We start from the raw sequence: 25697 nt of genomic DNA on the forward strand, positions 1-25697 counted from the left end.
AGAAACCGACATGTCCAAGCTGCGCTCCCTCACCGCGCTCGCGGGTGCTGCGACCCTGACCTTCGCCCTGGCCGCCTGCGGCGGCGGGGCCACGCCCGAGAAGGCCGCCGCGGGCGGCGAGGTCGGCCCCGACCAGATCTGCCCCGACGGCACGCTGACGATGGGCGTCGAGCCCTTCGAGGACCCCAAGAACCTGATCCCCGTCTACGAGACCCTGGGCAAGGCGCTCGGGGAAGAGCTCGGCTGCGAGGTCGACGTGCAGATCTCCGACACGTACGTCGCCGAGATCCTCGCCATGCAGAACGGCAAGCTCGACATCGGCCAGTTCGGACCGCTGGGCTACGTCTTCGCCCAGAAGCAGGCCGGCGCCACGCCGCTGGCGTCGTTCGCCGGCGAGGACGGCAAGGTCTCCTCCTACACCGGTGGCATCTGGGTCCCCGAGGACTCGCCCATCAAGACCGTCGAGGACCTGAAGGGCACCACCCTGGCGCTGTCCGAGTCCGGCTCCACCTCCGGCGACGCCGTGCCGCGCAAGGCGCTCATCGACGCCGGGATCGAGAAGGACGTCAAGACGGAGTACGCCGGTGGCCACACCGAGGCGCTGCTCGCCCTGGTCAACGGGAAGGTCGATGCCGCCGAGATCAACAGCCAGACCCTGGCCTCGGCGACGGCCGAGGGCCAGTTCGACGAGTCGGCCTTCCGGCAGGTCTGGGAGTCCGAGCCGATCCTCAACGACCCGATCGCCGCGGGTCCGAACATGACCCCCGAGGTGTCCCAGGCCGTCCAGGACGCGCTGCTGAACCTCCCGGCGGAGTCCGTCGCGGAGATCGGCGAGTACCTCGACTTCACCCCGCCCGCCGGCAAGCCGGCGCTGGTCGCGGTGACCGACGAGGACTACCAGCCCGTCACGGACCTGGCCGAGGCCCTCGACCTGACCACGGACGACCTGTGAGCGAGCGAGCCATCGGCGTGATGAGTGCCGAGCAGCGTTCTGGGACGGCGCTGCTGCGTATCGAAGGCCTCCGGAAGGCCTTCGGGCAGAAGACGGTCCTGGCCGGCCTCTCTCTCGAGGTCTCCTCCGGGGAGGTGGTGAGCCTCCTGGGGGCCAACGGGTCCGGCAAGTCCACCGCGCTGCGATGCGTCGTCGGGCTGGAGCGGCCGGACGGCGGCACGATCACCGTCGACGGAGTAACCGCCCGAAGGGCGGAGCCGATGCCGACGGTCGCGATGGTCTTCCAGAAGATCCACCTGGTGCCCCGCCGCAGCGTCCTCGACAACGTCTGTGCGGGGGCACTCGGGCGGCTGAGCCTGAGCAGGTCGTGGTCGGTGCTGGCCTTCCCGCGGGAGGTGCAGGCGGAGGCGATGGCCTGTCTGGACCGGGTCGGTCTCGCCGACCGGGCCCGGGAGAGGGCGGGGCGGCTCTCCGGCGGCCAGCAGCAGCGGGTCGCGGTGGCCCGTGCCCTGTGCCAGCGTGCCAGGGTGCTGCTCGCCGACGAGCCGGTCTCCGCGCTCGACCCGGCAGCCTCCGAGCAGGTGATGAACCTGCTCCGTTCGCTGGCCGACGACGACGGACTGGCCGTAGCTGCGGTGCTCCACCAGCCCGACCTGGCGCGCCGCTACTCCGACCGGATCCTGGGGCTGGCCGGTGGACGCCTCGCCTTCGACAGCAGCGCCAGCGAGGTGACGGACGAGACCGTGGCGAATCTCTATCGGCCGGCCGTCGAGGCGCTGGAGGCGGCGGAGCGCAGGCCGGCCGCTGAGATGAGGGAGCTCGTATGACCAGCCTGACCAAGATGGCAGGCCCCGCCCTGACCATCCCGCCTCGCTTCCGGCCCGCGGGTGTCGCCGCCGGGATCGCCATCACGATAGTCCTGGTGCTTCTGCACTGGTATGCCGCGGTGCAGACCAACACCTCGCCCCAGGATCTTCTCGAGGGCTGGCGCGGTCTGTGGAACTTCCTGTTCGGCGTCGACCGCACCTACCCGAACGGCAAGACGGTCCACCAGGACGGTGCCTTCCCGCTCGACCTGCGCTGGGCGGAGACGATCCGGCCCGGGCTGGAGTACTGCCTGCTGACGATCTGGATCGGTCTGCTCGGCACGACTCTCTCGATCCCGGTGGCGCTGTTCTTCGCGGTCATCTCCTCACGCACGACCAACCGGTTCGTGCCGCTGTGGCTGGTGGGCCGGGGAGTGATGTCGGTGCTGCGCGCCGTCCCCGAGACCGTGTACGCCCTGATGTTCATCGCCGCGGTCGGATTCGGTGCCTTCCCGGGCGTGATCGCCCTGGCGATCCACAACGTGGCGGTCATGGGCAAGCTCTGGTCCGAGTCGATGGACGAGGTGGACCAGGGGCCTGTCGAGGCGCTGCGCGTGGCCGGAGCCTCGCCCACGCAGTCGGCGGTGCACGCCGTGCTGCCCGCGGTGATGCCGTCGCTGCTCGGTCTGCTGCTCTACCGGTTCGACACCAACGTACGCAGCTCGGTGATCCTCGGCACCGTCGGCGCCGGCGGCATCGGGTTCTTCATCAAGACCGAGGTGGACAGCTTCCACTTCGACACGATGATGACCTACGTCTGCATGGTGGTCGTCCTGATCATCGTCATCGACCTGTTCAGCGCCTGGCTGCGACGGAAGGTCGGGACGGTCTGATGACGGCGACGGCGACGGCGACCTCGACGGCGCAGGTCGCGGTGTGGCGCGGGGGCGGCGAGGTGACCCTGGAGACCGTCGCCCTCCCGGACCCCGGCCCGGGGGAGCGGCTGGTCGAGATCGACCTCGCCACGGTGTGCGGCTCCGACCATCACACCGTCTCCGGCCGACGTCCCGGCGCCTGCCCGAGCGTGCTCGGCCACGAGGGCGTCGGCCGGGTCGTAGGCACGGGCGAGCGCGTGGTGTGGGGCGTCACCGTCTCCTGCGGGACCTGCGACCGCTGCGACCGCGGTCTCTCCGCGAAGTGTCGGTCGGTGCGCAAGCTCGGGCACGAGACGTACGAGCCGGCGTGGCCGCTGTCGGGCACCTACGCCACCCACGTGCTCCTCCCCGCCGGCACCGCGGTCGTGCCCGTCCCGGACGCGCTGGCCGACGAGGTCGCCGCGCCGGCCGGGTGTGCGACCGCCACGGTGATGGCTGCGCTGGAGCGCGCCGGCACGCTGCGCGACCGCCGGATGCTGGTGGTCGGCGCCGGGATGCTCGGGCTCACCGCGATCGCCGCTGCGGCCGACGCCGGTGCGGCCGAGGTGGTCGTGTGCGACGTCGACCCCGCCCGTCTGGAGCTCGCCGCCGCCTTCGGGGCCACCACGACGGTCCTGGCGGGCGAGGCGTTTCCGACGGTCGACGTCGCGATGGACTTCTCCGGCGCCGCGCCCGCGGTCGAGGCCGCTCTCGGTGCCCTCGACGTCGGCGGGTCGCTCGTCCTGGTGGGTTCGGTCTCGCCGGGCCCGGCGATCCGGGTCGACCCGGAGGCGGTCGTCCGGGGATGGCGCTCGGTCAGCGGCGTACACAACTACGAGCCGCGCCACCTCCAGCAGGCGGTCGACTTCCTGGCCGCCTCCGACCGCCCGTGGGGCGAGCTGGTCGCGGAGCCCGTCGGGCTGAACCGGCTGAGCAGCGTACTGACGAGCGCGCTGGCGAGGCCGCGCGCCTCGGTGTGCCCGACCGCCAACTAGGCTCGCTCTTCATGACCGAGTTCGCCGCAGTGATCCTTGTCGACCGTCGTGGCTGGGTGCTGCTCCAGGAACGAGACGAGCACCCGCGGATCGCGCCCGAGAAGTGGTCCTTCTGCGGCGGCCACCTGGAGCCGGGGGAGTCACCGCTCACCGGTGCGGTGCGCGAGCTCGAGGAGGAGACCGAGGTAAGCCTCGCTCCCGACGCCCTCCACCTGGTCGGTGCCTTCGACGTCCACCACCCCGAGACCGGCACCGACGACAAGATCCACCTCTACGCCGCCGGCGTGGATCTCACCGACGACGACATCGTGTGCCACGAGGGTCGCCAGATCGTCTTCGTCGACCCGGCGAGGACGGCTGACCTGGACCTCAGTGACTCGGCGCGAATCGGGCTGGGGCCGTTCCTCGGATCCCGCCAGCATGCGGCCCTATCCGAGTCGGCGGCCCTCAGGGCAGCGCCGTAGAATCCTCTCCCATGGGTCTCCTCGAACGCATCGCCGCGCCGCAGGATCTTCGTGATCTCTCCGACGACCAACTGGAGCTCCTCGCGAGCGAGATCCGGGACCTGATGATCCGGACCGTGGCCACCAACACCGGCCACCTCGGTCCCAACCTCGGCGTGGTCGAGCTGACCCTGGCCATGCACCGGGTCTTCGACAGCCCGCGCGACAAGATCGTCTTCGACACCGGCCACCAGTCCTACGTCCACAAGCTCGTCACCGGCAGGGCCGGCGATTTCGGCACGCTGCGCCGCGAGGGGGGGATGAGCGGCTACCCGAGCCAGGCCGAGTCCGACCACGACGTGGTCGAGAACTCCCACGCCTCCACCGCGCTCTCCTACGCCGACGGGCTGGCCAAGGCCTACACGATCCGAGGCGAGGACCGCCACGTGGTCGCTGTGATCGGCGACGGCGCGCTGACCGGCGGGATGGCCTGGGAGGCCCTCAACAACATCGCGATCCAGCACGACTCGAAGCTGGTCATCGTGGTCAACGACAACGGCCGCTCCTACACCCCGACGATCGGCGGCCTGGCCACGGCGCTGACCTCGCTGCGCACGAACCCTCGCTACGAGCTGCTCCTCGACATGGTCAAGCGCCGGCTCAACGCGGTGCCGGGGATCGGCGCGGTGGCCTATGACGCGCTGCACGCGGTGAAGAAGGGGCTCAAGGACGCGGTCGCCCCGCAGGGTCTCTTCGAGGACCTCGGGCTGAAGTACGTCGGACCCGTCGACGGCCACGACCGGCACGCGGTCGAGCAGGCGCTGACCAGCGCCAAGAAGTTCGGGGGCCCGGTGATCGTGCACGCGATCACCCGCAAGGGCTACGGCTACGACCCGGCCGAGCGCCACGAGGCCGACCAGTTCCACTCGCCCGGTCCGTTCGACGTGCAGACGGGGGCCGAGAAGCCCAAGGGCCGGATCTGGACCGACCACTTCTCCGACGCGATGGTGCGGCTGGGGGAGAGCCGCCAGGACATCGTCGCGATCACCGCGGCGATGATGCACCCGGTCGGGCTCGATGCGTTCCAGGCCCGGTTCCCCGAGCGCACCTTCGACGTCGGCATCGCCGAGCAGCACGCCGCCACCTCGGCAGCAGGGTTGGCGCTGGGTGGTCTGCACCCGGTGTTCGCGGTCTACGCGACCTTCCTCAACCGCGCCTTCGACCAGGTGCTGATGGACTGTGCGCTCCACCGCGCCGGCGTGACGTTCGTGCTCGACCGCTCCGGCGTGACCGGTGACGACGGCGCCTCCCACAACGGCATGTGGGACATGTCTCTGCTCCAGGTCGTCCCCGGCCTGCGCCTGGCCGCACCGCGCGACATCACCCGGCTCAACGAGCTGCTCGACGAGGCCGTCGAGGTCGACGACGCCCCCACCGTCGTACGTTTCCCGAAGGGCCCGCCGCCCGAGGACATCCCCACCGTCGCCAAGCTCGGCGATGCCGACGTCCTCGTCCGTAACGGCACCAAGGACGTCCTGGTCCTCGGCGTCGGCTCGATGGCCGAGGTCGCCGTCGGGGTCGCGGAGCGGCTCACCGCCCAGGGGATCGGTGTCACCGTCGTCGACCCGCGCTGGGTCAAGCCGATCGATCCGGCTCTCATCGAGGCGGCCGCTGAGCACCGGCTCGTCGTCACCATCGAGGACAACGGCGTCGCAGGTGGCGTCGGGGCCACCTTCCTGCAGGCGCTGACCGCCGCGGACGTACGCACCCCGGTGAAGATCCACGGCATCCCGCAGGAGTTCCTCGACCACGCCAAGCGCCCCAAGATCCTGGAGACGATCGGCCTGACCCCGCAGGCGATCGCCTTGGACACCATCTCGGCGCTCGAGGGATCCCTGCGCAGCGACAACACCCTGTCTGTCGACGACGAGCACCTCTCGCACCAGGAGCAGTTCTGACCGCTGCGGCGGGTGCCGCACATCTGACCCCGGAGCTGGCGCGACAGGTCGTCGAGCGGACCATGAGCGTGATCGGGCACAACGTCAACGTGATGGGCCCGGACGGCGTCATCCTGGCCTCGGGCCAGGACGACCGGATCGGCACCGTGCACGAAGGTGCTCTCCTGGCTGCCCAGCAGGACCGCGTGGTGGAGATCGCGCACTCCGACGCGCTGGCGCTGCGCGGCGTCCAGCCCGGGATCAACCTGCCGCTGCGCTGCCACGGTCAGCTGGTCGGGGTCGTCGGCATCACCGGCGACCCGGTGCAGGTGCGAGTGCTCGGAGACCTGATCCGGGTGACGGCCGAGCTGATGGTGGACCAGGCCCAGGCGGCGGAGTCCCGCCAGTGGCGATACCGGGAGCGTGAGGAGTTCGTCGGCCATGCCGCCGCCGGCCGGCTCGCCCCGCGCGAGCTCACCGAGTGGGCGGCCGGCCTGGGCATCGACCTCGAGGTTCCTCGCCGGGCGACCGTGGTCGCACCGGCGGCCCGCACCTCGGAGCATGCCGAGGCTCTCCGGGCGCTGCAGCGGGATCTGGTGCAGGTGCGCGGCGTGCTGGTCGGGCGGGTGGAGCCGCAGGAGCTCGTCGTCTTCACCCCCACGGGACGCTCTCGTGGAGCCCACGAGGATCTGACCGCGCTGCTGCGCGGCGCCGAAGGCCGGCTCCGCCATGCCACCGGTCGGGCGTTCTCCGGCCGCACGGCCTTCGAGCATGCGTACCTGACGGCTCGCGACACCCTGGCGGTCTCAGGCCTCGTCGGCGCCGACGGTGGCGCGTACGACTTCGACGACGTGCCCCTGCTCGCCCTGGCCAGGGGCATGGGCGAGGGATGGCGAGGTGACCTGCTCGCGGAGCCGTGGCGGCGGCTGGTCGCGGCAGACCGGTCCGGCGAGCTGGTGGCCACCTTCGGCGCCTACATCCAGCACCATGCCAGCGCGACCGCAGCGGCCGGCGCGCTGCACGTCCACCGCAACACCATCCGCTACCGCCTCGCTCGGATCGGCGAGATCACCGGACTGCGGATGGACCACCTGCCGGACGTGCTGATGCTCTACCTCGGCCCGGTGCTCGGCTCCGACCACTAGCTCACCGATCTTGTGCAGATGCACAAGATCTGGCTCGGCGGTCTTGGCCACCTGCCTGTGGACGTCGTCACATGCCGCCACGGATGCTGTGCTCCGTACTTCTTTGACGACTAAGGACTTCGATGACCGACCTGTTGATTCTGCTGGCACTGGTGGTCGGGCTGATCCTGCTCACCGCGTGGGCACGGATGCACCCGTTCCTGGCACTCCTGCTGACCGCGCTGGTGGGTGGCCTGGCCTTCGGACTGCCGCCCCTGACCGACGGGGACACCCCGGGCGTCGTCGCCATCGCGACCGGAGGATTCGGCAGCACGCTCGGCGGCATCGGGATCGTCATCATCCTCGGCACCATCATCGGGGTCTTCCTCGACCGCTCCGGCGCCGCGATCACCATGGCCGACGCGATCGTGAAGGTGCTCGGTCGCCGGTTCCCGACGCTCACCATGAGCATCATCGGGTACGTCGTGTCGATCCCGGTCTTCTGCGACTCGGGCTACGTCATCCTCAACTCGCTCAAGGAGTCGATGGCCGCCCGGACGCGGACGAGCCCGGTCGCGATGTCCGTCGCCCTGGCCACCGGTCTCTACGCCACTCACACCCTCGTCCCGCCGACTCCCGGCCCGATCGCCGCGGCCGGCAACCTCGGCCTCGACGCCAAGCTCGGTCTGGTGATGGCCATGGGGCTCGTGGTCGGGCTCGTCTCCGCCGGTGCGGGGACGCTGTGGGCGCTCCGCTTCCGCGACGTACAGCCCGACGGTGCCTCGGACGCCGAGGTCGACCGTCGCATCGCCGAGTTCGAGAAGCTCGCCAACACCGTCCAGCGCCCGGGCGCCGCCATGGCGTTCGCCCCGATCGTGGTCCCGATCGTGCTGATCATGCTCGGCTCGGCGATGTCCCTCCCGTTCCTGCCCGGCACCGAGACGACGTTCGCCGACGTGCTCCGCTTCCTCGGCCAGCCGGTCATCGCACTGCTGATCGGTCTGGGCATCGCGGTCGCCGGCCTCCGCCCGACCAACCACGAGAAGACCGTGACCGACCGCATCGCCGAAGGCATCGTCGACTCTGCGCCGATCCTGCTGATCACCGGGGCCGGCGGCGCGTTCGGTGCCGTCATCCAGGCCACCGACATCGGCACCTTCCTCGGCACCGAGCTGTCCGCGCTCGGTATCGGGATCATGGTGCCGTTCCTGATCGCGGCCGCGCTGAAGACCGCCCAGGGCTCCTCGACGGTGTCCATGGTGACCACGTCCGCCCTGGTCGCGCCCCTGGTCGCCGACCTGGGGCTCGGCAGCGACATGGGACGTACGCTGGTCGTGCTCGCGATCGGCCTGGGTGCGATGACGGTCTCGCACGCCAACGACAGCTACTTCTGGGTGGTCAGCCAGTTCAGCCGGATGAGCGTGTCGCAGGCCTACCGTGCCCAGACGATGGCCACCCTGGTCCAGGGGATCGCGGGCATGCTCGTGGTCCTGCCGCTCTCCTTGCTGATCGCCTGAGCCGTGCGCGTCGTCATCGCTCCGGACTCGTTCAAGGGCAGCTGCGAGAGCCCCGCGGCAGCGGCCGCCATCGCCGCCGGGTGGCAGCGCGGCGCCCCCGGGTGGGAGACCGTCTGCCTGCCCGTCGCCGACGGGGGAGAAGGGACGCTGCACGCACTGGTCGGCGCCCTCGGCGGCCGGATCGTACGCCACACCGTCACCGGCCCGCTCGGGCAGCCGGTCGGCGCCGAGCTCGGACTGATCCCCGCCGTGGAACCGGGTGGCCGGGTGACCGGCGTGGTCGAGATGGCCTCTGCCTCGGGGCTGCACCTGGTCGACCCCACGCCCGCGAGCGCCGCGGCCGCCACCTCCTACGGCACCGGTGAGCTCATCAGGGCAGCACTGGACGCCGGGGCCGAGCGGATCCTGCTGACCCTGGGCGGCAGCGCGACCACCGACGGCGGCGTCGGGATGGCCCAGGCGCTGGGCGTACGCTTCAGCTCCTCCTCGGGCGCGCTGATCGCGCCTGGCGGGGCAGGTCTGCACGACGTCGCGGCGGTCGATCTCAGCGCGGCGCACCCCGGTCTGGCGCGCTGTGAGGTGATCGCCGCCTGCGACGTCGACAACCCGCTGCACGGGCCGCGAGGTGCCGCACACGTCTTCGGGCCGCAGAAGGGAGCCGACGAGGCGACCGTCCGGACGCTCGACGACGGTCTGCGCCGGCTCGCCGAGGCCTGCGGCTCGCTCGCGGACCCGGCGACCCCCGGGGCCGGTGCGGCGGGCGGACTCGGGTACGCGGCGCTCGCGTTCCTGGGTGCTGACCTGCGCTCCGGCTTCGACCTCGTCGCGGACGCGGTCGGTCTCGCCTCGGCGATCGCCGGCGCCGACCTCGTCATCACCGGCGAGGGCAGGCTCGACACCCAGTCCCTCGGCGGCAAGACGCCGGTCGGTGTGATGAGGCTGGCCCGGGCACAGAACGTCCCGGTCGTCGTGATCGCCGGTGACGTGTCGCAGGGCGCGGACGACGCGATCGCGGCCGGGATGACGGCGGTCTTCTCGACCGCCCCCGGCCCCGGCTCGCTGCAGGAGGCCCTGGGCCGCGTGGAGGAGGATCTCGCGCGCACAGCGGAGTCGATCGCGCGCCTCTGGAGTGCAGCAACCCCGACCCCCCGAGACGTCAGTTCCTGACGCCGAGAGGTCGAAATCTGGCGTCGAGGAGTCGGAATTCGACGCCGAGAGGTCGATCTCTCTGGTCGAGCCCCTGGCCAAGTCCGGCTGGTCTGGGCTTAGAGTGGGGTCGGTCGGGGGCGACGAGGGCCCTCGGCATCGTCACCCACACAGCACTCGGGGGTTCAATGCTCTATGACGAAATCGTGGCCGAGTTCCGCTGGTCACCTGAGCAGATGTCCGCGCCGTTCGACCTCAGGGCGGCGGATGAGATGATCCGCAAGAGGATCGAAGCCCGGCGAGGATCGCCGCAGGCCTCCGGTCGTCAGCAGGCATCCCGAGCACGGCAGACCGCCGGCGCCGCTGAAACGGTCGCCCCAACGCGGTCGCCACGGACCAGTCCCGGCGCGTCCGCGGACGTGCCCGTCAAGAACTGACTACTCGCCGTCGATCTTCGACGTCTCGGCGGGATGGACGAACGCCCCCGACCACTGTCGTGGTCGGGGGCGTTGGTCGACGGTCAGTGGAACTTCTTGCCGGTGACCGTCTGTGAGATGCCCTCGCGGTCGAGGAGCTGGGTGATGCCGCCGTTCCAGAACTGGAAGCCGGCACCGGTGATCATCCCGAGGTCGATGTCCTCGGCGGCCTGGGCGACACCCTCGTCGAGCATCCGGCGGATCTCGTCGGCGATCGCCTCGAGGGTCTGCTGGCGCACCTGCTCGGCGGTCTTGACGACGTCACCGACGGTGAGGAGCGCCTCGATCTCCGGGTCCAGCGTACGGCCGTCGGGGCCGAAGAACGATGCCTTCTTGGCCTCGACCACCTTGTGGAGGTTCTCGGAGAGGTAGAACCGCTCCGGGAAGGCCTTCGCCAGGGTCTCGTTGTTGTGATAGGCGATCGCCGGACCGACCAGCCCGATGAGCTGGTAGGGCGACATCGGCGTGACGCCCGCGAAGGCGGACTCGACGACGTCGATGGGGGTGCCCTCGTCGGCGATCTTCGCGATCTCGCCCATGAAGCGGCCCAGGAGCCGGTTCACGATGAAGGACGGGCTGTCCTTGACCAGGATCGAGGTCTTCTTGAGTGCCTTGGAGGTCGCGAAGGCGGTGGCCAGCGCCTCGTCGGAGGTCTTCTCGCCCTTGATGATCTCGAGGAGCGGCATGACCGCGACCGGGTTGAAGAAGTGGAAGCCCACGACCCGCTCGGGGTTCTTCAGGTCGGCCGCCATCTCCGTGATGGAGAGCGAGGACGTGTTCGTGGCGAAGACCGCGGTCTCCGGCGCGACCGCCTCGGCGTTGGCGAAGACGGTCTTCTTGACGCCCATCTCCTCGAAGACGGCCTCGATGATGAAGTCGGCGTCGGAGAAGGCCTCCGTGTAGTCGACCGAGGAGGTGACCAGCGCCTTGAGGCGGTTGGTCGCGTCCTGGCTGGCCTTGCCCTTGGCCAGGCGCTTGTCGAGCTCGGCGTGGACGTACGCCACACCCTTGTCGGCGCGCTCCTGGTCGAGGTCGACCATGACGACCGGCACCTTGAGGCGCTGGACGAAGAGCAGCGCGAACTGGCTGGCCATGAGCCCGGCGCCGATGATGCCGACCTTGGTGACCTTCTGTGCGAGCGCCTTGTCGGGCGCCCCGGCGGGACGCTTGGCGCGCTTCTGCACCAGGTCGAAGGAGTAGAGCGAGGCGAGCAGCTGCGGTGTCTCGGACATCGCCACGAGGGCGTCGTCCTCGGCCGCGAAGCCCTCGTCGCGGGTTGCGGTCTTGGCCAGCGTGAGCAGCTCGACGGCCTTCTTGGCGGCCGGGGAGGCGTCGCCGGTCTTGGCCCAGGCGAAGAAGCCGGCGTTCTTGACGGCCTCGTCCCACGCCTCGCCCCGGTCGACCTCCGCACGCGTCACCTCGAGGTCGCCGGCGAGGACCTTGTCGGCCCACAGCAGCGACTGCTCGAGGTAGTCGGCGCCGCCGAACATCGCGTCCGCGATGCCGAGGTCGAAGGCCTCGGTGCCCTTGAGCACCTTGCCGTTGTTGAGCGGGTTCTCGATGAAGACCTTCGCGGCCTTGGCCGGACCGATCAGGTTCGGCAGCAGGTAGCCGCCGCCCCAGCCCGGGATCAGGCCGAGCATGACCTCGGGCAGGCCGACGGCCGGCACCGAGTCCTGGATGGTGCGGTAGTCGGCGTGCAGAGCCACCTCGAGGCCGCCGCCGAGGGCGAGCCCGTTGATGAAACCGAACGACGGCTTCTTGGTGCCGTCGTGACCGTCGCCCAGCTTGCGGAAGACCGCGTGACCGAGCTCGGCGATCGTACGGATCCCGTCGGCGCCCCCGGCCTGCAGCGAGGTCAGGTCGGCACCGGCCGCCAGGATGAACGGCTTGCCGGTCACCGCGACGGCGTCGATCTCCGCGTCGGCCAGGGCTGCGTCGTAGGCGGTGTTGAGCTCGACCAGCGACTTCGGCCCGAACGTGTTCGGGCGGGTGTGGTCGTGGCCGTTGTCGAGGGTGACCAGGCCGAGGACCTTGCCGGAAGGCAGGGTGACCTTCTGCAGCAGCGCCTTGGTGACGACCTCGTCGTCGGAGAAGAGCTTCTCGACGTCCGCGAGAAGAGTGTTGATGTCGGTCACTTCGACTCTCCAGTCCAGTTCGGGTTCTCCCAGATGACCGTGCCGCCCATACCCAGGCCGATGCACATGGTGGTGAGGCCGTAACGGACCTCGGGGCGCTCCTCGAACTGACGGGCCAGCTGGATCATCAGCCGCACGCCGGAGGAGGCCAGCGGGTGACCGAACGCGATCGCGCCACCGTAGGGGTTCACGCGGTCGTCGTTCTGGTCGATGCCGAAGTGGTCCAGGAACGCGAGCACCTGGATCGCGAAGGCCTCGTTGATCTCGAAGGCTTCGATGTCGTCGATCGTGAGCCCGGCCTTGGCCAGCGCCTTCTCGGTCGACGGGATCGGGCCGACGGCCATGACCTCGGGGGCGACGCCGGCGAAGGCGTACGACACCAGCCGCATCTTGATCGGCAGGCCGAGCTCCTTGGCGACCTCCTCGGAGGCCAGCAGCGAGGCGGTCGCACCGTCGTTGATGCCCGCCGCGTTGCCCGCGGTCACCCGACCGTGGGGGCGGAACGGGGTCTTCAGCTTGGCCAGGTCCTCGGTGGTGGTGCCGGGACGCATCGGCTCATCGGTGGTGGCCAGGCCCCAGCCGTTCTCCGCGCTCCGCGTGGCGACGGGGACCAGGTCGGGCTGGATCTTGCCGTCGGCGTACGCCTTGGCCGCCAGCTCCTGGGAGCGGACCGCGAACGCGTCGGTGCGCTCCTTGGTGATCGCCGGGTAGCGGTCGTGCACGTTCTCGGCGGTGTTGCCCATGACGAGCGCGCTCGGGTCGACCAGCTTCTCGGAGATGATCCGCGGGTTCGGGTCGACGCCCTCGCCCATCGGGTGGCGGCCCATGTGCTCGACGCCACCGGCGATGGCGACGTCGTAGGCGCCGAAGGCGATGCCGCCGGCGGTCGTGGTGACCGCGGTCATCGCGCCGGCACACATCCGGTCGATGGCGTAGCCCGGCACGGACTGCGGGAGCCCGGCGAGCAGGCCCGCGGTGCGGCCGATGGTGAGACCCTGGTCACCGATCTGCGTGGTCGCGGCGATGGCGACCTCGTCGATCCGCTCCGGGGGAAGGTCGGGGTTGCGGCGCGTGAGCTCACGGATGAGCTTGACGACCAGGTCGTCCGCGCGGGTCTCGGCGTACTGGCCCTTGGCCTTGCCGAAAGGTGTGCGTACGCCGTCGACGAAGACGACTTCTCGCAGCTGTCGGGTCACCGTGTCACTCCATGTGGGTTGCCGGGTGGTTGCCCGGTCGGTTGCCGCTGAACGGCGCTGTTGATGCGGGCACGAGGTGGTGCCCGGCGCCTACATTACCCGCAAGTAACAACGCGTGCATCGAGGGGGAGGTCACACCGGAGATCGCGAGGAGGTCTCGCGACCTGCGCGCGTCGGCTTGGGAATATCGTGGGCGTCCAGGATGCTCCCCTGTCGTCATGTGGAAGCGTGTATCGAGAAGGTTGAGTCCCAGGGCCGAGACCCCGGGCCAGGCAGACGACGGCGAGGCCCGCGCGGGCCGTACGCAACGGGAGGAGGGACCGATGACCGGATCACGACTGGTGCACGTCGTGGACGACCTGCCCGAGGAGATCCTCCTCGCCGGTGGTGACCGACTGCCGCTGGTGGTCGTCCTGGACGGATTCCTCGATGCGGGCAAGGCCGCCGAGCGGGCCGCGGCCCACCTGATCCAGACCTCGAAGCGCGCGCCCGTGGTGGCGACCTTCGACGTCGACGAGCTCCACGACTACCGGGCACGCCGTCCGGCGATCTCGTTCGTCAGCGACCACTACGAATCCTTCGACGCGCCGCGGCTGGTCGTCCGGCTGCTCAAGGACACCGGCGACACGCCCTATCTGCTGATGCACGGCCCGGAGCCGGACAACCGGTGGGAGGCGTTCGCCGGCGCCGTACGCGACGTGGTCGAGCGTCTCGGTGTCACCGAGGTGATCTCGCTCAGCTCGGTGCCCATGGCTGTTCCGCACACTCGGCCGCTGACCACGACCAGGCATGCCAACGACCCCGCGCAGGAGCTCACCGCCCAGGTCTGGGAGAGCCAGTGGAAGGGCGAGATCCGGATCCCGTCCTCGGCTCAAGCCCTGGTGGAGGTGCGTCTGGGGGAGTGGGGCCACCCGGCGGGCGGCTTCGTGGTGCACATGCCGCACTACCTGGCGCAGAGCGACTTCCCCGCCGCGGCCGTCGTGCTCGTCGAGGAGCTCGAGCGTGCCGCCCGGCTGACGATCCCCGTCTCCGACCTGGAGGCCGAGGCGCAGCGCCGCGAGGAGGAGATCGCCTCCTACATCGAGGACAATGCCGAGGTGCGGGAGGTCGTGGCCGCTCTCGAGCAGCAGTACGACACCTTCCAGCGTGGGGAGGAGTCCGGGCGCTCGCTGCTGGCACCCGACGAGCCGCTGCCGACCGGTGACGAGCTCGGCGAGCAGTTCGAGCAGTTCCTCGCCGGGCTGAACGGCCCGGACCCCGATGACGACTCTGAGAAGGATTGAGAGACACTCACTCCCATGACGACCGACGCCGTTGCGGCGGACCAGGCAGTGGCCGAGCTGGTAGGCGTGCTCGATCTGGTCGAGATCGACAAGGACCTGTTCCACGGCGCCACCACGACGCGTAACTCGCGCGGACGTGCCTACGGCGGCCAGGTGGCCGCCCAGGCGCTGATGGCCGCGATACGTTCGGCCGATCCGGCGTTCACGGTGCACTCGATGCACTCCTACTTCCTGCTGCCGGGCGACCCGTCCTATCCGATCGTCTACGACGTGGAGCGGATCCGCGACGGGCGCTCCTTCGAGACCAGGCGGGTCCGGGCGCGGCAGAAGGGCCGCGACATCTACTACCTCACCGCCAACTTCCAGCGTGAGGAGACCGGGTTCGAGCACCAGGACGCGATGCCGTCGGTCCCGCCGCCGGAGAAGTGCATCGACTTCCTGAAGATGATGGCCGACTCGGGGTCGCCCGAGGCCGTGTCGCTGGCCCGCGAGTGGGAGGCGGTCGAGGTGCGCGCGGTCGGCAACTCGCTGCTCGGCATCGAGCCCGACCCGGCACGACCGGCGCAGCAGCGCCTGTGGATCCGGCTGGGTGCCGCGCTGCCCGATGACCCCGACATCCAGCGTGGTGCCTTCACCTGGGCCTCCGACATCTCTCTGCTCGGCGCCTCTCTGGCCGCTCACTCACTGGACCACAAGGGCATCCAGATGGCCTCCCTGGACCACACCATCTGGTTCCACCGCCCCTTCCGCGCCGACGAGTGGTGGCTCTACGACCAGGAGAGTCCCTCGGCCTACGGCGGTCGGGGCCTCTCCATCGGCCGGGTCTTCACCGCCGACGGCACGCTGGCCGCCACCGTCGCCCAAGAGGGCCTCATCCGACCGCCTCGCAGCTGAGGCTCGCTGCCTCGGCAAGGTCTCTCCTGTCGCTGCTTCTGGGGATACTTCGGCGCACTATCGCACATCCAGGTCGCCTGTCGCGCTACTGCACAGGCCCGGAGCGCCAGGGGAGCCGCGCGGTCTCTACAGTGGCCACGTGGACCAGATCACCGTGTACGAGAAGCCGACCTGCACGACGTGTCGGAACCTGTTCGTCCTCCTGAAGGAGGAGGGCATCGACTTCGAGAAGGTCGACTACCACGTGCTCGGCCTGCGGGCCGAGGAGGTCAAGGACATCCTCGCCAAGACCGGGCTGAGTGCTCGCGAGGTGCTGCGCAAGCGCGAGCCGGTCTACAAGGAGCTGGACCTTGCCAACCGCGACCTCTCCGAGGACGAGCTGGTCGCGCTGATGGTCGAGCACCCTGCCCTGCTGCAGCGCCCGATCGTGCTCAAGGGCGACCGCGGCGTGCTCGCCCGGCCGATCGAGAAGGTGCGCGAGCTGTTCTGAGCCGACTCGCGACGGCGTTCGCGAAGCTCGCGATCCCGGCGCGGTGGTCCCAGGCCATCGTGCCGAGCGACCAGAGACTGAAGGCGAGCACGGCCGCACCGGCGACGCTGAGCACGCCCGGGCCGGCCGCGGCCCAGCGCAGCTGAGTCACCAGGAGCACCGCCGCTCCTACGGCGCCGGCGAGGCCGAGCAGCCGGTTGACCAAGCCGCGTACGCCGCGCTCGCCGCTGCCCGTGACCACATCGACGACTCCGGTGACGATGGTGAGTGGGAGGAAGATCCAGCCGACGCCCCGAGCGAGCCGGGTGCCGAGCAGGAACCGCAGCGCCCCGCCGTTGGCGCTGCCTCGGGCGAACTGGCGCAGCGCCCGGTTGGTGGTGCCGACGCTGCGAAAGACCGTCTGCGACCGGGTGAGCCCCACCAGCGACGTACGCAGGAAGCGGAGGTAGGCGCTACCCTTCCCGACCACGCTGCCGGCGCTCTTGGCGACCTTTCCCGCCGAGAGCGCGCCAGCGCCCTCCTCGCCCAGCGAGGCGACCACCTGCCGGGTCACGACGACCCGTTCCACGTAGGCGGCTATCCGGGAGCCCAGGCTCTCGGGGAAGCTGATGGCCGTCAACGCGTCGGCGGTCGAGGCGTCGGTGCGGACGACGCGGTCGAGAGCAGCGGCGATCCTGGCCGTGTGTGATTCCGCTCCCTCGGGCAGTCGTGGTGCCGGGATCCTGACACCGTCCGGCTCGGTGACGGTTGCGTCCTCCAGGATGGCGAATCCGGCAGTCGCCGCTCGGGCAGTCGCGTCGGTGAGCTCGGCGAGGGCAGCGTCCAGGTCGACCGAGCCCTCGTGCATCGCCCACCGCGCGTGTCGCAACGCGGTGAGGAGCAGTCGGCCGCTGCGTACCTCCTCGTCGATCTGTGCCGGCGCCGCTTCGCGCAGGGCGGCGGGAACCTCACGCAGATGTGCGTCGACGATCTCGGCGGCCTCGTGGACGCGCCGGGCCGCCTCCCGAAGGGCCGAGGTCGACCAACCGCCGACCAGAGCGAGGCCGGGTGGGTCTGCAGGCGGGACGTAGTCCTCCCCCCTCGCCGAGAGCCGGAGGTCGAAGGCGCCGGCAGGCAGGTCCTCGCTCAGCGTCCCGAGGGCAGCGAGACCGTCGGCGTACGAGCGCACCGCAGCGGCCAGCCGGGTCGAGAGCCACAGCGTCGCCTGTGCGGTCCGGGAACCCGCCAGGCCACCGAGGACCGGCTCCATCGGACCGGTGATGTCGATCGCGCCTAGGGCGGTGACGACGGTTGCCAGGTCGATTCCCCGCAACCGCGTCGCAGGAGAGTCAGGCACGAAGCCGTTCGACCGGCTGCCCGGTGGTGCGGGTGATGAGATCGACGTCGTTGTCGGCGTGGAGCACGGTGAGGTCGGCCTCCTCCGCGACCGCTGCCACGAGCAGGTCGGGCACGGACGGTGCGCGGTGACGGCCGTCGCGCAGCACGATCCGCTGGATCTCCAGCGCCCGTGCCTCGGTGCGCGGCGTGAGGGTCGCGAGCGGCATGTGAATGATCGGCACGTCCTCGACGAGGTCGGACCATTCGCGTTCGGACCGGGCCAGGTGGCCGATCTCCAGCAGTGTGGTGGTGGTGATGCGTACTTGTCCCAGCTCGATGAGGCGGGACCACTTCTCAGCGTCGGGGCTGGTGGACATCCGGGCGAGCGCCGACCGGTGCATCAGCCAGGGTCGCCTCACGACCATGCGTCACGCAGCAGACCCCGGTCGGCGAGCGGGGCGAACTTCGCGAAGTCGCCGCCGGCCACCGGGCGAGCCGGTGGCAGTGGGCGCAGCGCGTCGGGTGTGAACCACCGGCGGAGATATTCGTTGCGGGTGAGCCCGAGCCGCGTCGCCTCGGTGTCGATGCGCGCGAGCTCGTCATCCGAGAGACCTCGGATCAGTACGTCGGACATGTCTGTCCACCTCCTGGACGCAAGATGCTAGCGGAGCGCAGGCGGAGACGGTGGGATCAGGGGCGGACCGCGCGGTGGATCCAGGTGGCTTCGACCTGCATACCCACGTGGAGATAGAGGTCGAGCGCGCCTGTGCGCGAGTCCGTCGACAGCGTCGCGCGCGGGGCACCATGGGCACGGGCGACGCCGAACGCGTCGGCCAGGAGCGCCTGCGCCAAGCCGCGGTTGCGCTGGTCCTTGCGGGTGGCCAGCTTGCTGACGTACCCCTCCCTGCCGTCCTCGGTCATCACCAGCACCGCGGCGGCGACCACGACGCCCTCCGGGTCGGTGACCACACGGATGTTCCACGGCTCCGCGCCCGGACGCTCGACGACCGTGGCGAGCCAGTCGGCGTAGGGCTCCCGCTCGCGCTCGGACCACTCCAGGAAGGCATCCTCGACCACGTTCCACACCTGCTCGTGGTCGTGCGGGGTGGCAGCCCTGATGGCGTACGCCGCGGGCAGCTCACGCCTGGGGATCGCCGCGTCCTCCGGCAGCACCAGCACCCATGACTCCCAGCGGGTGAACCAGCCCAGCGACTCCAGCAGGCGGTCGCCCGGCGAGCCCTGGGGGACCGGCATGCCGATGACCGGCTCGCCGAGCTCGGCCGCACGGGCGCCGATCCAGCCGGCCAGCGCGGTGCCGATCCCGCGACCCCAGTGATCGGGATGGACGGCGGCGTCGGCGCGCGCGCCGCCGGAGCACTCCGCATAACCCACCAGCTCACCGGTGGGCGCGAGCACGCCGACCGTTGCCGGGCCGACCTCGAAGGAGGGCCGCTGCCATTCGGCGACGATGTCTGCCTCCTCGATGTGGACCTCACCCAGGGTGGCGAGCTCGTTCGCTGCCATCACGCGGGTCACGGCGCCGGCATCGGCGAGGGTCAAAGGGCGCTCGGCATAACCCGAAGGGAGCTGGAGTGCGGCAGGCATGCGAGCACGCTCTCACCTGGGCGAGGTCGGCCGCCACGGGTTAAATCGTGGCGGCCTCCCGTCGATCACAGAGCGGTGGTGCGTCCCACCAGGTGCAGCGTGTCGGAGCCGCTCTTGTGCGCTGCCGACTTCCGGAGAGAGAAGTCGTAGCCGTCCAGGTGCTTGAGCGCCCCGAAGGCGACCGAGGAGGGCAGGAAGACCGGCTTCTTGAACGCCACGTCCACGCGCACCGCGCCCGGGAGCCGGTTCTCGAGTGCTGCGATGCAGCGTGCCTTGGTCCACATCCCGTGCGCGATCTGCCGCTGGAAGCCGAGCGCCTTGGCGGTCAGCGGGTAGAGGTGGATCGGGTTGTAGTCCCCGGCGACCTTGGCGTAGCGCCGCCCGAGGTCGGCCTTGAGCGGGAAGACCGGGCCCGATGCCTCCACCTCGGCGAGATCGGAGGGCCAGGAGACGTCGGGGTTGCGCTTCCCCCGGACCAGGTAGGTCGAGGTGGACTCCCACACGACCTCACCCTCGACGGTGGCGACCGTCAGGAACCTGTAGGCCTTCCCGACCGGGTGCGGCTCGGGCTGTCCCACGGTCGCGGTGACCGCGACCGCCTCGCCGACCGCGATCGGGCGGTAGCCGCTGATCGAGTTCTCGATGTGGACCATGCCCATCGCGGGCGAGGGGAAGTCGGGGGAGGACATCAGCGCCATGTGCAGCGGGAAGGCCAGCATGTGCGGGTAGGGGAGAGGAGCGGTGTCCTTGAGCGGGAAGCCGCAGAGCTCGGCGTAGGCGTCGACGGCTCCGCGCTCGAGGACCACGGGCTCACGCGCGAGGCTCAGCTCCTCGTAGGACACCCCGGTCTTCTTGATCCCCGGGAGCGCGTTGATGCCCGGGATGGCCGGCAGCGCGGCCCGCACGAGCAGGCCGGGACCGGACCTGCCGGTGAACGTGTCGCTCATCAGGCCCCCAGCATCATCTGGCCGCACACCCGGACGACGTTGCCGTTGACCGCGGTCGACGCCGGCGAGGCGTACCAGGCGATGGTCTCGGCGACGTCGACCGGCAGACCGCCCTGTGCCATCGCGTTGAGACGCTGGCCGACCTCACGCGTCGCGAACGGGACCGCGGCGGTCATCTGGGTGATGATGAAGCCCGGGGCGACGGCGTTGATCGTGATGCCGTCCGAGAGCTCCTCGGCCAGTGAGTCGACGAAGCCGATGACGGCGGCCTTCGAGGCACCGTAGGACGTCTGGCCGACGTTGCCCGCGATGCCGGCGATCGAGGACACGCCGATGATGCGGCCGTTGGGGCGGATGAGCTTCTGCTCGAGCAGCTCGGCGGTGATCCGCTCGGGGGCGCTGATGTTGATCTCCAGCACCGTGCCGAAGCGATCGGCCTTCTGGTTGGCGAGCTTCTTGTCCAGGGTGACGCCGGCGTTGTGGACGACGATGTCGACGCCGCCGAACTTCTCCTGGAGGTAGGAGGCGATCGTGGTGGGGGCGTCCTCGGTGGTGATGTCGGCGGTGATGTAGTCGGGGGTGACCTTCTTCAGGTCGCCCTCGGACGGCGGGATGTCGAGGCCGACCACGGTCGCACCGTCGCGCTGCAGGACCTTGGCGATCTCCTCGCCGATGCCGCGGGCGGCGCCGGTGACGAGGGCGACCTTGCCGGTCAGAGGCTTCTTCGGGTCGACCTGCTCGGCGGCGGGGGAGGCGTTCTTGGTGCCGATCCGCACCACCTGGCCGGAGACGTAGGCGCTCTTCGGGGAGAGCAGGAAGGCCAACGTCGAGAGCAGCGAGCCCTCGAATCCCTCGGCGACGTAGACGAGCTGCACGGTGCCGCCCTTGCCGATCTCCTTGCCGAGGCTCCGGGTGAAGCCCTCCAGGGCGCGCTGGGCGATGCGCTCGCCGCCTTCGAGCTGCTCGGGCGGGGTGCCGATCACGACGACGCGCGGGTTGTTCTCCAGGCTGCGCAGCACCGGGGTGAAGAACTCCTGCAGCGCGACCAGGTCGGTCGTCGAGGTGAGACCGGTGGCGTCGAAGACCAGGCCCTTGAAGCGGGCGCCGGGGGCAGCGGTGTCGGTCGAGGCGACGTCCAGCTCACCGAGGAGCCCGCTCAGCGACTCGGCCAGACGACCACGGCCGCCGGTCAGGATCGTGCCCTTCACGAGCGGGGCGCCGGCTGCGTACCGCTCGAGCTTGGCGGGGCTCGGCAGCCCGAGGTTCTTGACGAGGACCTTGCCGATCGCCGACTGGGTGAAGCTCTGGTACTTGTCGCTCATGGTCTGCTCTGATCCTTCTGGACGTGGTCTCTGAGGCGTACGTTGGTATGTTACTGGCCAGTTGTAACTAGAGGTGTAACTCGGTGTCCACTTTTCGTGATCTCCCTGACATACCCTTCTCCAAAGCGTGTCATCAGACAAGGATGAACCCATGACCACCACTCGCCGTGTCGCCATTCTGGGCGGCAACCGCATTCCTTTCGCCCGTTCCAACGGCGCGTACGCGACTGCGTCGAACCAGGACATGTTCACCGCCGTGCTCGACGGCCTCGCCGCTCGCTTCGGTCTCGAGGGCGAGCGCATCGGGGAGGTCGCCTCCGGTGCGGTGCTCAAGCACTCGCGCGACTTCAACCTGACCCGCGAGTCGGTGCTCGGCTCGAAGCTGGCCCCTGAGACGGCCGCCGTCGACCTGCAGCAGGCCTGTGGCACCGGTCTCCAGGCCGCCACCTACATCGCCAACAAGATCGCGCTCGGCCAGATCGACTCCGGCATCGCCGGTGGCACCGACACGACCTCCGACGCGCCGATCGCGCTGGGCGAGAAGCTCCGCAAGATCCTGCTCGAGGCCAACCGTGCCAAGACCAACGTCGACCGCGTCAAGGCCTTCGCCAAGCTGCGTCCCGCCGACGTCATCCCCAACATCCCGGCCAACGTCGAGCCGCGCACCAAGCTCTCCATGGGAGAGCACGCCGCGCTCACCGCGCAGGAGTGGGGCATCACCCGCGAGGCCCAGGACGAGCTCGCCGCCGCGTCTCACCAGAACCTGGCAGCTGCCTACGACGCCGGCTGGTTCGCGGACCAGATCACCCCCTTCCGGGGCCTGGAGAAGGACAACAACCTTCGTCCGGGGTCGACCGTCGAGAAGCTCGCGACCCTCAAGCCCGTCTTCGGGGTCAAGGGCGAGAACCCGACCATGACGGCCGGCAACTCGACGCCACTGACCGATGGTGCCTCGGCCGTGCTCTTCGCGAGCGAGGAGTGGGCGCTGGCCAAGAACCTGCGGGTCCTGGCCTACTTCGTCGACGCCGAGGTCGCCGCCGTCGACTACGTCGCCGGCGGCGAGGGTCTCCTGATGGCCCCCGCCTACGCCGTTCCGCGTCTGTTGGCGCGCAACGGCCTGACCTTCGATGACTTCGACTTCTTCGAGATCCACGAGGCCTTCGCCTCCCAGGTCCTCTCCACCCTCGCCGCCTGGGAGTCGCCGGACTTCTGCAAGGACAAGCTCGGCCTGGACGCGCCCCTGGGCTCGATCCCGCGCGAGAAGCTCAACGTCAAGGGCTCGAGCCTCGCCGCCGGTCACCCCTTCGCCGCCACCGGCGGCCGGATCATCAACAACCTGGCCAAGCTGCTCGACGAGAAGGGGTCGGGCCGAGGCCTGATCTCCATCTGCGCCGCCGGTGGCCAGGGCGTCGTCGCCATCCTGGAGAAGTAGGCCCCGCGCCGAGGCGTCGCTCCCGTCGGTCGAGTCGGCACTTGGTTGCCGACTCGGCCGACGTACGTGACGCTTCGCCGGAGTGGTCCCTTTGTTGTGTCGAGGCGTCACTCCGGTCGGCCGAGGCGTCACTCCCGTCGGTCGAGTTGGCACCTGGTTGCCGACCCAGCCGACGTACGTGGACGCTTCGGTCGGCGTGTGACGCTTCGACCGGTGTAAGTGGCGCTTCGCCGGAGTGGTCTCTTTGGTATGTCGAGGCGTCACTCCGGTCGGTCGAGGCGTCACTCCCGTTGGTCGAGTTGGCACTTGGTTGCCGCTTCGGCCGACGCACGTGACGCTTCGGCCGACGCACGTGACGCTTCGGCCGGTGTACGTGACGCTTCGACCGGTGTACGTGACGCTTCGCCCGAGTGGTCTCTTTGGTGTGTCGAGATGTCACTCCGGTCGGTCGAGGCGTCACTCCCGTCGGTCGACTTGGCACCTGGTTGCCAACTCGACCGACGTACGTGACGCTTCGGCCGACCTGCCTGACGCTTCGGCGGTGGGGGCTACTTGGCGGTGAGGGCCAGGGCGGAGGTGACCAGGAAGTCGCGGACCTGGTCGGGGGAGACGGAGCCGACGGTGGGTACGCCGGGGGCTGACTCGGAGACCAGGATGCCGACGCGGGCGAGCTGGAGTGCGCCCAGACCGGAGGCGTAGAGCGTGTTGGCGAGCAGGTTGGCGTCCTCGACGTGGAGTTCGCCGGTGGCGGCGCCGTCCTCGAAGACCTTGGTGAGGATGGTGAGGCAGCCGTTCATGGCGCGGCCGAGGCGGAACAGGGCGCTCTCGGAGAGCTCGTCGAGCAGGTCCGAGCCGCTGCGGCGCATCAGGGTCTGGGCGCAGTCGACGAAGGCGGGGTATTCGATCCCGTAGTCGACGAAGGTGCCGACGACGTCACGTACGACCTCGGTCGGGGAGCTGTCGCCCTCGGTCGCGGTCAGCATCCGCTCGCGGAGCTCGTCGAGGTAGCCGACCAGGGTCAGGGCGAAGATCTCGTCCTTCCCGGTGAAGTGCCGGTAGACGATCGCCCGGTTGATGCCGACAGCCCTGGCGATGTCTTCGATCTGGGCGTCGCTCACGCCGCGCTCGTCGAAGAGCGTGCGGGTGGCCGCGACGATGTCTGCCTCACGGGCGCGGCGCCGAGCCGCGGCGGCCGAGCGGCGGCCGTCGGCCTCGGATCCGGATGGTCGGGTGCTCACAGACACACTGTACGCGGTGTGCAACTCGGAGTTGCATCCACGTGGGCGGCCTCACATGTCACTCCTGGAGCAGCGCCCTTCGCGCTCCCGCGACGTCATCGGTGGTGACGTAGTCGACCCCGGCGACCGCCGCGCGGAGAACGGCGGCGGTGTTGACGGCCGGCCAGGTGCCGACCGCGGCTCCCTGGCGGTGGTAACGGTCGACGAGGCCGGCGTCGAGCAGCCGGGTGTGGAGGTGCACCTGCGCGAAGGGCCCACTGTGGACGTCCGCCGGATCGGGCTCGTCCTTGACGGCGACCCTCTCCATCCCGGTCCGCTCGGCGCCGGGGAAGTCGAAGTGGCTCGCCTCGAAGCTCATGAAGATCGCCTTGTCGTCATGGCGTGTCCGGGAGACCCAGCCGGGCCGCAGCGAGACGACCTTGCGGTAGAGCGCGCGCATCTCGCTCGGGCTCTCGCCCTTGAGCTCGACCACGAGGCGCACCCGGTGCCCATGGAGCCGCTCGGCCACGTCGATGGCGTCGAAAGCCTCCTCGATGGTCGGCACCCGGACGCCCCGGAACCGGGGCGCCATCCACGAGCCTGCGTCGAGCGACTGCACCTCGGCGAGGGTGAACTCGCGTGGGCTCGCGGTCCGGCGCTCGGGGAAGCGGGCCTCGACGTCGGTCGTACGCCGGAAGTCGTCGTCGTGCAACAGCACCCACTCACCGTCGGCCGTCGGCTGGAAGTCCATCTCGATGAAGTCGGCCCGCTGCCGCACCGCGCTGCGAAACGCGTCCAGGGTGTTCTCCGGATAGCCGAGCGAGTCACCACGCCAAGCCATCACCCCGACCGGCCTGCTCCCGATGGCGTAGACGGCGGCCGCCGGCCCAGCGAATGCAGGCGCTCCGTGGTGGTCTCGGGCGACCGTCCGGAACCGGGTCTTCGCGACCTCCCGGGTCCGGAAGACGTACGTGGCATGGCCGGTCTCGTCGGCGCGCAGGGAGGCGACGGTCGTCCATCCTCGGCCGCTGTCGCGCTGGAGGGTGAGCACCCGGCCGGGCCGAGGAGGAGCTGCGAAGAGGGTGAGGCGCACCGCGTGTCCGGCGCGCACCGACCGCGCCACACTGGTCGTGACCGCCTGCGGCCGCCCGAAGAGCGTGCGCGGCGCCGTGACCCGCTCCTCCCAGTTCCGGCCGTCCCGTTCGATGCGGTCGGCGAGGACCCGCCACCGCGTACGCACCGAGGCGGGCTGGGTCACGGTGAAGGAGTAGTCGCCCGAGCTCGCGACGGCCTGCCGCTGCACGACCTCCCAGGCGCCGCCGTGGTAGGTCTGCAGCTGCACGACCCGCCGTACGCTGGCGCCCAGCGACCCGCTCAGCGTGAACCGCTCGTTCGGGATCGGCCGCGCGACGCTCGGGGTCGGAGCGGCCACGGTGGAGGCCGGATCGTCGTCGGTCGCGGCAGCCGGGCTCGATGCGGCGGGCCAGAGGATCATCGTCAGCGTCACGAAGAGCGCGGCGACTCGGGCGTGTGGGGGCACGCGCAG

The 25697-nt window shown here is 70.2% G+C and carries 24 protein-coding genes; 14 read left to right on the plus strand and 10 right to left on the minus strand.

The window, feature by feature from the left end; genetic code table 11:
- Positions 1-10: 10 nt before the first annotated feature.
- The 10 genes from WBG06_RS15285 (at position 11) to WBG06_RS15330 (ending at position 10271) form a co-directional block, all read left to right on the plus strand.
- Entirely contained in the window at positions 11-952 is a 942-nt protein-coding gene (locus WBG06_RS15285; RefSeq protein WP_336737700.1) for a phosphate/phosphite/phosphonate ABC transporter substrate-binding protein, read from the plus strand.
- Entirely contained in the window at positions 949-1779 is an 831-nt protein-coding gene (locus WBG06_RS15290) for a phosphonate ABC transporter ATP-binding protein (protein ID WP_336737701.1), read from the plus strand. The genes WBG06_RS15285 and WBG06_RS15290 overlap by 4 nt, the downstream gene beginning before the upstream one ends.
- Positions 1776-2651 (plus strand): phosphonate ABC transporter, permease protein PhnE, encoded by an 876-nt coding sequence (gene phnE / locus WBG06_RS15295; protein WP_336737702.1) that lies wholly within the window; start codon positions 1776-1778, stop codon positions 2649-2651. Before WBG06_RS15290 ends, phnE begins: the two co-directional genes overlap by 4 nt.
- Positions 2651-3667, plus strand: coding sequence for a zinc-binding dehydrogenase (locus tag WBG06_RS15300; RefSeq protein ID WP_336737703.1), 1017 nt, complete (start codon positions 2651-2653; stop codon positions 3665-3667). The genes phnE and WBG06_RS15300 overlap by 1 nt, the downstream gene beginning before the upstream one ends.
- Positions 3668-3678: 11 nt before the next feature.
- A complete protein-coding gene (locus WBG06_RS15305) occupies positions 3679-4131 on the plus strand; it encodes an NUDIX hydrolase (RefSeq protein WP_336737704.1) in 453 nt (150 codons plus the stop codon).
- 11 nt (positions 4132-4142) lie between these two features.
- Positions 4143-6068, plus strand: coding sequence for a 1-deoxy-D-xylulose-5-phosphate synthase (dxs, locus tag WBG06_RS15310; protein ID WP_336737705.1), 1926 nt, complete (start codon positions 4143-4145; stop codon positions 6066-6068).
- 35 nt (positions 6069-6103) lie between these two features.
- Complete coding sequence (locus WBG06_RS15315; RefSeq protein ID WP_336738070.1) at positions 6104-7192, plus strand: sugar diacid recognition domain-containing protein; 1089 nt, start codon at positions 6104-6106, stop codon at positions 7190-7192.
- A 122-nt stretch (positions 7193-7314) separates the two neighbouring features.
- Positions 7315-8688 (plus strand): GntP family permease, encoded by a 1374-nt coding sequence (locus tag WBG06_RS15320; protein ID WP_336737706.1) that lies wholly within the window; start codon positions 7315-7317, stop codon positions 8686-8688.
- A gap of 3 nt (positions 8689-8691) precedes the next feature.
- Positions 8692-9855 carry a glycerate kinase family protein gene (locus WBG06_RS15325; protein ID WP_336737707.1) on the plus strand — a complete coding sequence of 388 codons (1164 nt, stop codon included), beginning with the start codon at positions 8692-8694 and terminating at the stop codon, positions 9853-9855.
- 167 nt (positions 9856-10022) lie between these two features.
- Positions 10023-10271, plus strand: a complete 249-nt coding sequence (locus WBG06_RS15330) for a hypothetical protein (protein WP_336737708.1) — start codon at positions 10023-10025, stop codon at positions 10269-10271.
- 83 nt (positions 10272-10354) lie between these two features.
- Here WBG06_RS15330 and WBG06_RS15335 read toward each other — a convergent pair whose 3' ends face one another.
- Both WBG06_RS15335 and WBG06_RS15340 read right to left on the minus strand, forming a co-directional pair.
- Complete coding sequence (locus WBG06_RS15335) at positions 10355-12448, minus strand: 3-hydroxyacyl-CoA dehydrogenase NAD-binding domain-containing protein (RefSeq protein WP_336737709.1); 2094 nt, start codon at positions 12446-12448, stop codon at positions 10355-10357.
- Positions 12445-13644, minus strand: coding sequence for a thiolase family protein (locus tag WBG06_RS15340; RefSeq protein WP_336737710.1), 1200 nt, complete (start codon positions 13642-13644; stop codon positions 12445-12447). Before WBG06_RS15340 ends, WBG06_RS15335 begins: the two co-directional genes overlap by 4 nt.
- Before the next feature lie 323 nt (positions 13645-13967).
- On the opposite strand from WBG06_RS15340, the gene WBG06_RS15345 reads away from it, so the two are divergent.
- The 3 genes from WBG06_RS15345 (at position 13968) to WBG06_RS15355 (ending at position 16311) form a co-directional block, all read left to right on the plus strand.
- Entirely contained in the window at positions 13968-14927 is a 960-nt protein-coding gene (locus tag WBG06_RS15345; RefSeq protein WP_336737711.1) for a proteasome assembly chaperone family protein, read from the plus strand.
- A gap of 15 nt (positions 14928-14942) precedes the next feature.
- The gene (locus WBG06_RS15350) at positions 14943-15821 is read left to right on the plus strand and encodes an acyl-CoA thioesterase (RefSeq protein WP_336737712.1); all 879 of its coding nucleotides are present in this window, start codon (positions 14943-14945) and stop codon (positions 15819-15821) included.
- 139 nt (positions 15822-15960) lie between these two features.
- Positions 15961-16311, plus strand: a complete 351-nt coding sequence (locus WBG06_RS15355; protein WP_336737713.1) for an arsenate reductase family protein — start codon at positions 15961-15963, stop codon at positions 16309-16311.
- Here WBG06_RS15355 and WBG06_RS15360 read toward each other — a convergent pair.
- The 6 genes from WBG06_RS15360 to WBG06_RS15385 form a co-directional block, all read right to left on the minus strand.
- Positions 16253-17647, minus strand: a complete 1395-nt coding sequence (locus WBG06_RS15360; RefSeq protein WP_336737714.1) for a hypothetical protein — start codon at positions 17645-17647, stop codon at positions 16253-16255. The genes WBG06_RS15355 and WBG06_RS15360 overlap by 59 nt on opposite strands.
- Positions 17640-18053 carry a PIN domain-containing protein gene (locus WBG06_RS15365; RefSeq protein WP_336737715.1) on the minus strand — a complete coding sequence of 138 codons (414 nt, stop codon included), beginning with the start codon at positions 18051-18053 and terminating at the stop codon, positions 17640-17642. Before WBG06_RS15365 ends, WBG06_RS15360 begins: the two co-directional genes overlap by 8 nt.
- A complete protein-coding gene (vapB, locus tag WBG06_RS15370) occupies positions 18044-18262 on the minus strand; it encodes a type II toxin-antitoxin system VapB family antitoxin (RefSeq protein ID WP_336737717.1) in 219 nt (72 codons plus the stop codon). The genes WBG06_RS15365 and vapB overlap by 10 nt, the downstream gene beginning before the upstream one ends.
- A 56-nt stretch (positions 18263-18318) precedes the next feature.
- Entirely contained in the window at positions 18319-19233 is a 915-nt protein-coding gene (locus WBG06_RS15375) for a GNAT family N-acetyltransferase (RefSeq protein ID WP_336737718.1), read from the minus strand.
- A 65-nt stretch (positions 19234-19298) separates the two neighbouring features.
- The gene (locus WBG06_RS15380) at positions 19299-20180 is read right to left on the minus strand and encodes a MaoC/PaaZ C-terminal domain-containing protein (RefSeq protein ID WP_336737719.1); all 882 of its coding nucleotides are present in this window, start codon (positions 20178-20180) and stop codon (positions 19299-19301) included.
- Positions 20180-21502 carry a 3-oxoacyl-ACP reductase gene (locus WBG06_RS15385; RefSeq protein WP_336737720.1) on the minus strand — a complete coding sequence of 441 codons (1323 nt, stop codon included), beginning with the start codon at positions 21500-21502 and terminating at the stop codon, positions 20180-20182. The genes WBG06_RS15380 and WBG06_RS15385 overlap by 1 nt, the downstream gene beginning before the upstream one ends.
- A gap of 151 nt (positions 21503-21653) precedes the next feature.
- Here WBG06_RS15385 and WBG06_RS15390 point away from each other — a divergent pair, with 151 nt between their 5' ends.
- Positions 21654-22934: an acetyl-CoA C-acetyltransferase gene (locus tag WBG06_RS15390; RefSeq protein WP_336737721.1), complete on the plus strand. Its 1281-nt coding sequence runs from the start codon at positions 21654-21656 to the stop codon at positions 22932-22934.
- A 548-nt stretch (positions 22935-23482) separates the two neighbouring features.
- Here WBG06_RS15390 and WBG06_RS15395 read toward each other — a convergent pair.
- Positions 23483-24172: a TetR/AcrR family transcriptional regulator gene (locus WBG06_RS15395; RefSeq protein ID WP_336737722.1), complete on the minus strand. Its 690-nt coding sequence runs from the start codon at positions 24170-24172 to the stop codon at positions 23483-23485.
- A 58-nt stretch (positions 24173-24230) separates the two neighbouring features.
- Positions 24231-25691, minus strand: coding sequence for a glycerophosphodiester phosphodiesterase (locus WBG06_RS15400; RefSeq protein ID WP_336737724.1), 1461 nt, complete (start codon positions 25689-25691; stop codon positions 24231-24233).
- Between the last annotated feature and the right edge of the window lie 6 nt (positions 25692-25697).

It is taken from the genome of Nocardioides sp. CCNWLW239, assembly GCF_037137035.1.
Lineage (GTDB): Bacteria > Actinomycetota > Actinomycetes > Propionibacteriales > Nocardioidaceae > Nocardioides.

Bases quoted from the DNA above. Each gene is read 5' to 3' on its own strand.
- WBG06_RS15285 (WP_336737700.1), top strand. From the start codon at position 11: ATGTCCAAGCTGCGCTCCCTCACCGCGCTCGCGGGTGCTGCGACCCTG.
- phnE (WP_336737702.1), top strand. From the start codon at position 1,776: ATGACCAGCCTGACCAAGATGGCAGGCCCCGCCCTGACCATCCCGCCT.
- WBG06_RS15300 (WP_336737703.1), top strand. From the start codon at position 2,651: ATGACGGCGACGGCGACGGCGACCTCGACGGCGCAGGTCGCGGTGTGG.
- WBG06_RS15305 (WP_336737704.1), top strand. From the start codon at position 3,679: ATGACCGAGTTCGCCGCAGTGATCCTTGTCGACCGTCGTGGCTGGGTG.
- dxs (WP_336737705.1), top strand. From the start codon at position 4,143: ATGGGTCTCCTCGAACGCATCGCCGCGCCGCAGGATCTTCGTGATCTC.
- WBG06_RS15320 (WP_336737706.1), top strand. From the start codon at position 7,315: ATGACCGACCTGTTGATTCTGCTGGCACTGGTGGTCGGGCTGATCCTG.
- WBG06_RS15330 (WP_336737708.1), top strand. From the start codon at position 10,023: ATGCTCTATGACGAAATCGTGGCCGAGTTCCGCTGGTCACCTGAGCAG.
- WBG06_RS15345 (WP_336737711.1), top strand. From the start codon at position 13,968: ATGACCGGATCACGACTGGTGCACGTCGTGGACGACCTGCCCGAGGAG.
- WBG06_RS15350 (WP_336737712.1), top strand. From the start codon at position 14,943: ATGACGACCGACGCCGTTGCGGCGGACCAGGCAGTGGCCGAGCTGGTA.
- WBG06_RS15365 (WP_336737715.1), bottom strand. From the start codon at position 18,053: ATGGTCGTGAGGCGACCCTGGCTGATGCACCGGTCGGCGCTCGCCCGG.
- vapB (WP_336737717.1), bottom strand. From the start codon at position 18,262: ATGTCCGACGTACTGATCCGAGGTCTCTCGGATGACGAGCTCGCGCGC.
- WBG06_RS15375 (WP_336737718.1), bottom strand. From the start codon at position 19,233: ATGCCTGCCGCACTCCAGCTCCCTTCGGGTTATGCCGAGCGCCCTTTG.
- WBG06_RS15380 (WP_336737719.1), bottom strand. From the start codon at position 20,180: ATGAGCGACACGTTCACCGGCAGGTCCGGTCCCGGCCTGCTCGTGCGG.
- WBG06_RS15385 (WP_336737720.1), bottom strand. From the start codon at position 21,502: ATGAGCGACAAGTACCAGAGCTTCACCCAGTCGGCGATCGGCAAGGTC.
- WBG06_RS15390 (WP_336737721.1), top strand. From the start codon at position 21,654: ATGACCACCACTCGCCGTGTCGCCATTCTGGGCGGCAACCGCATTCCT.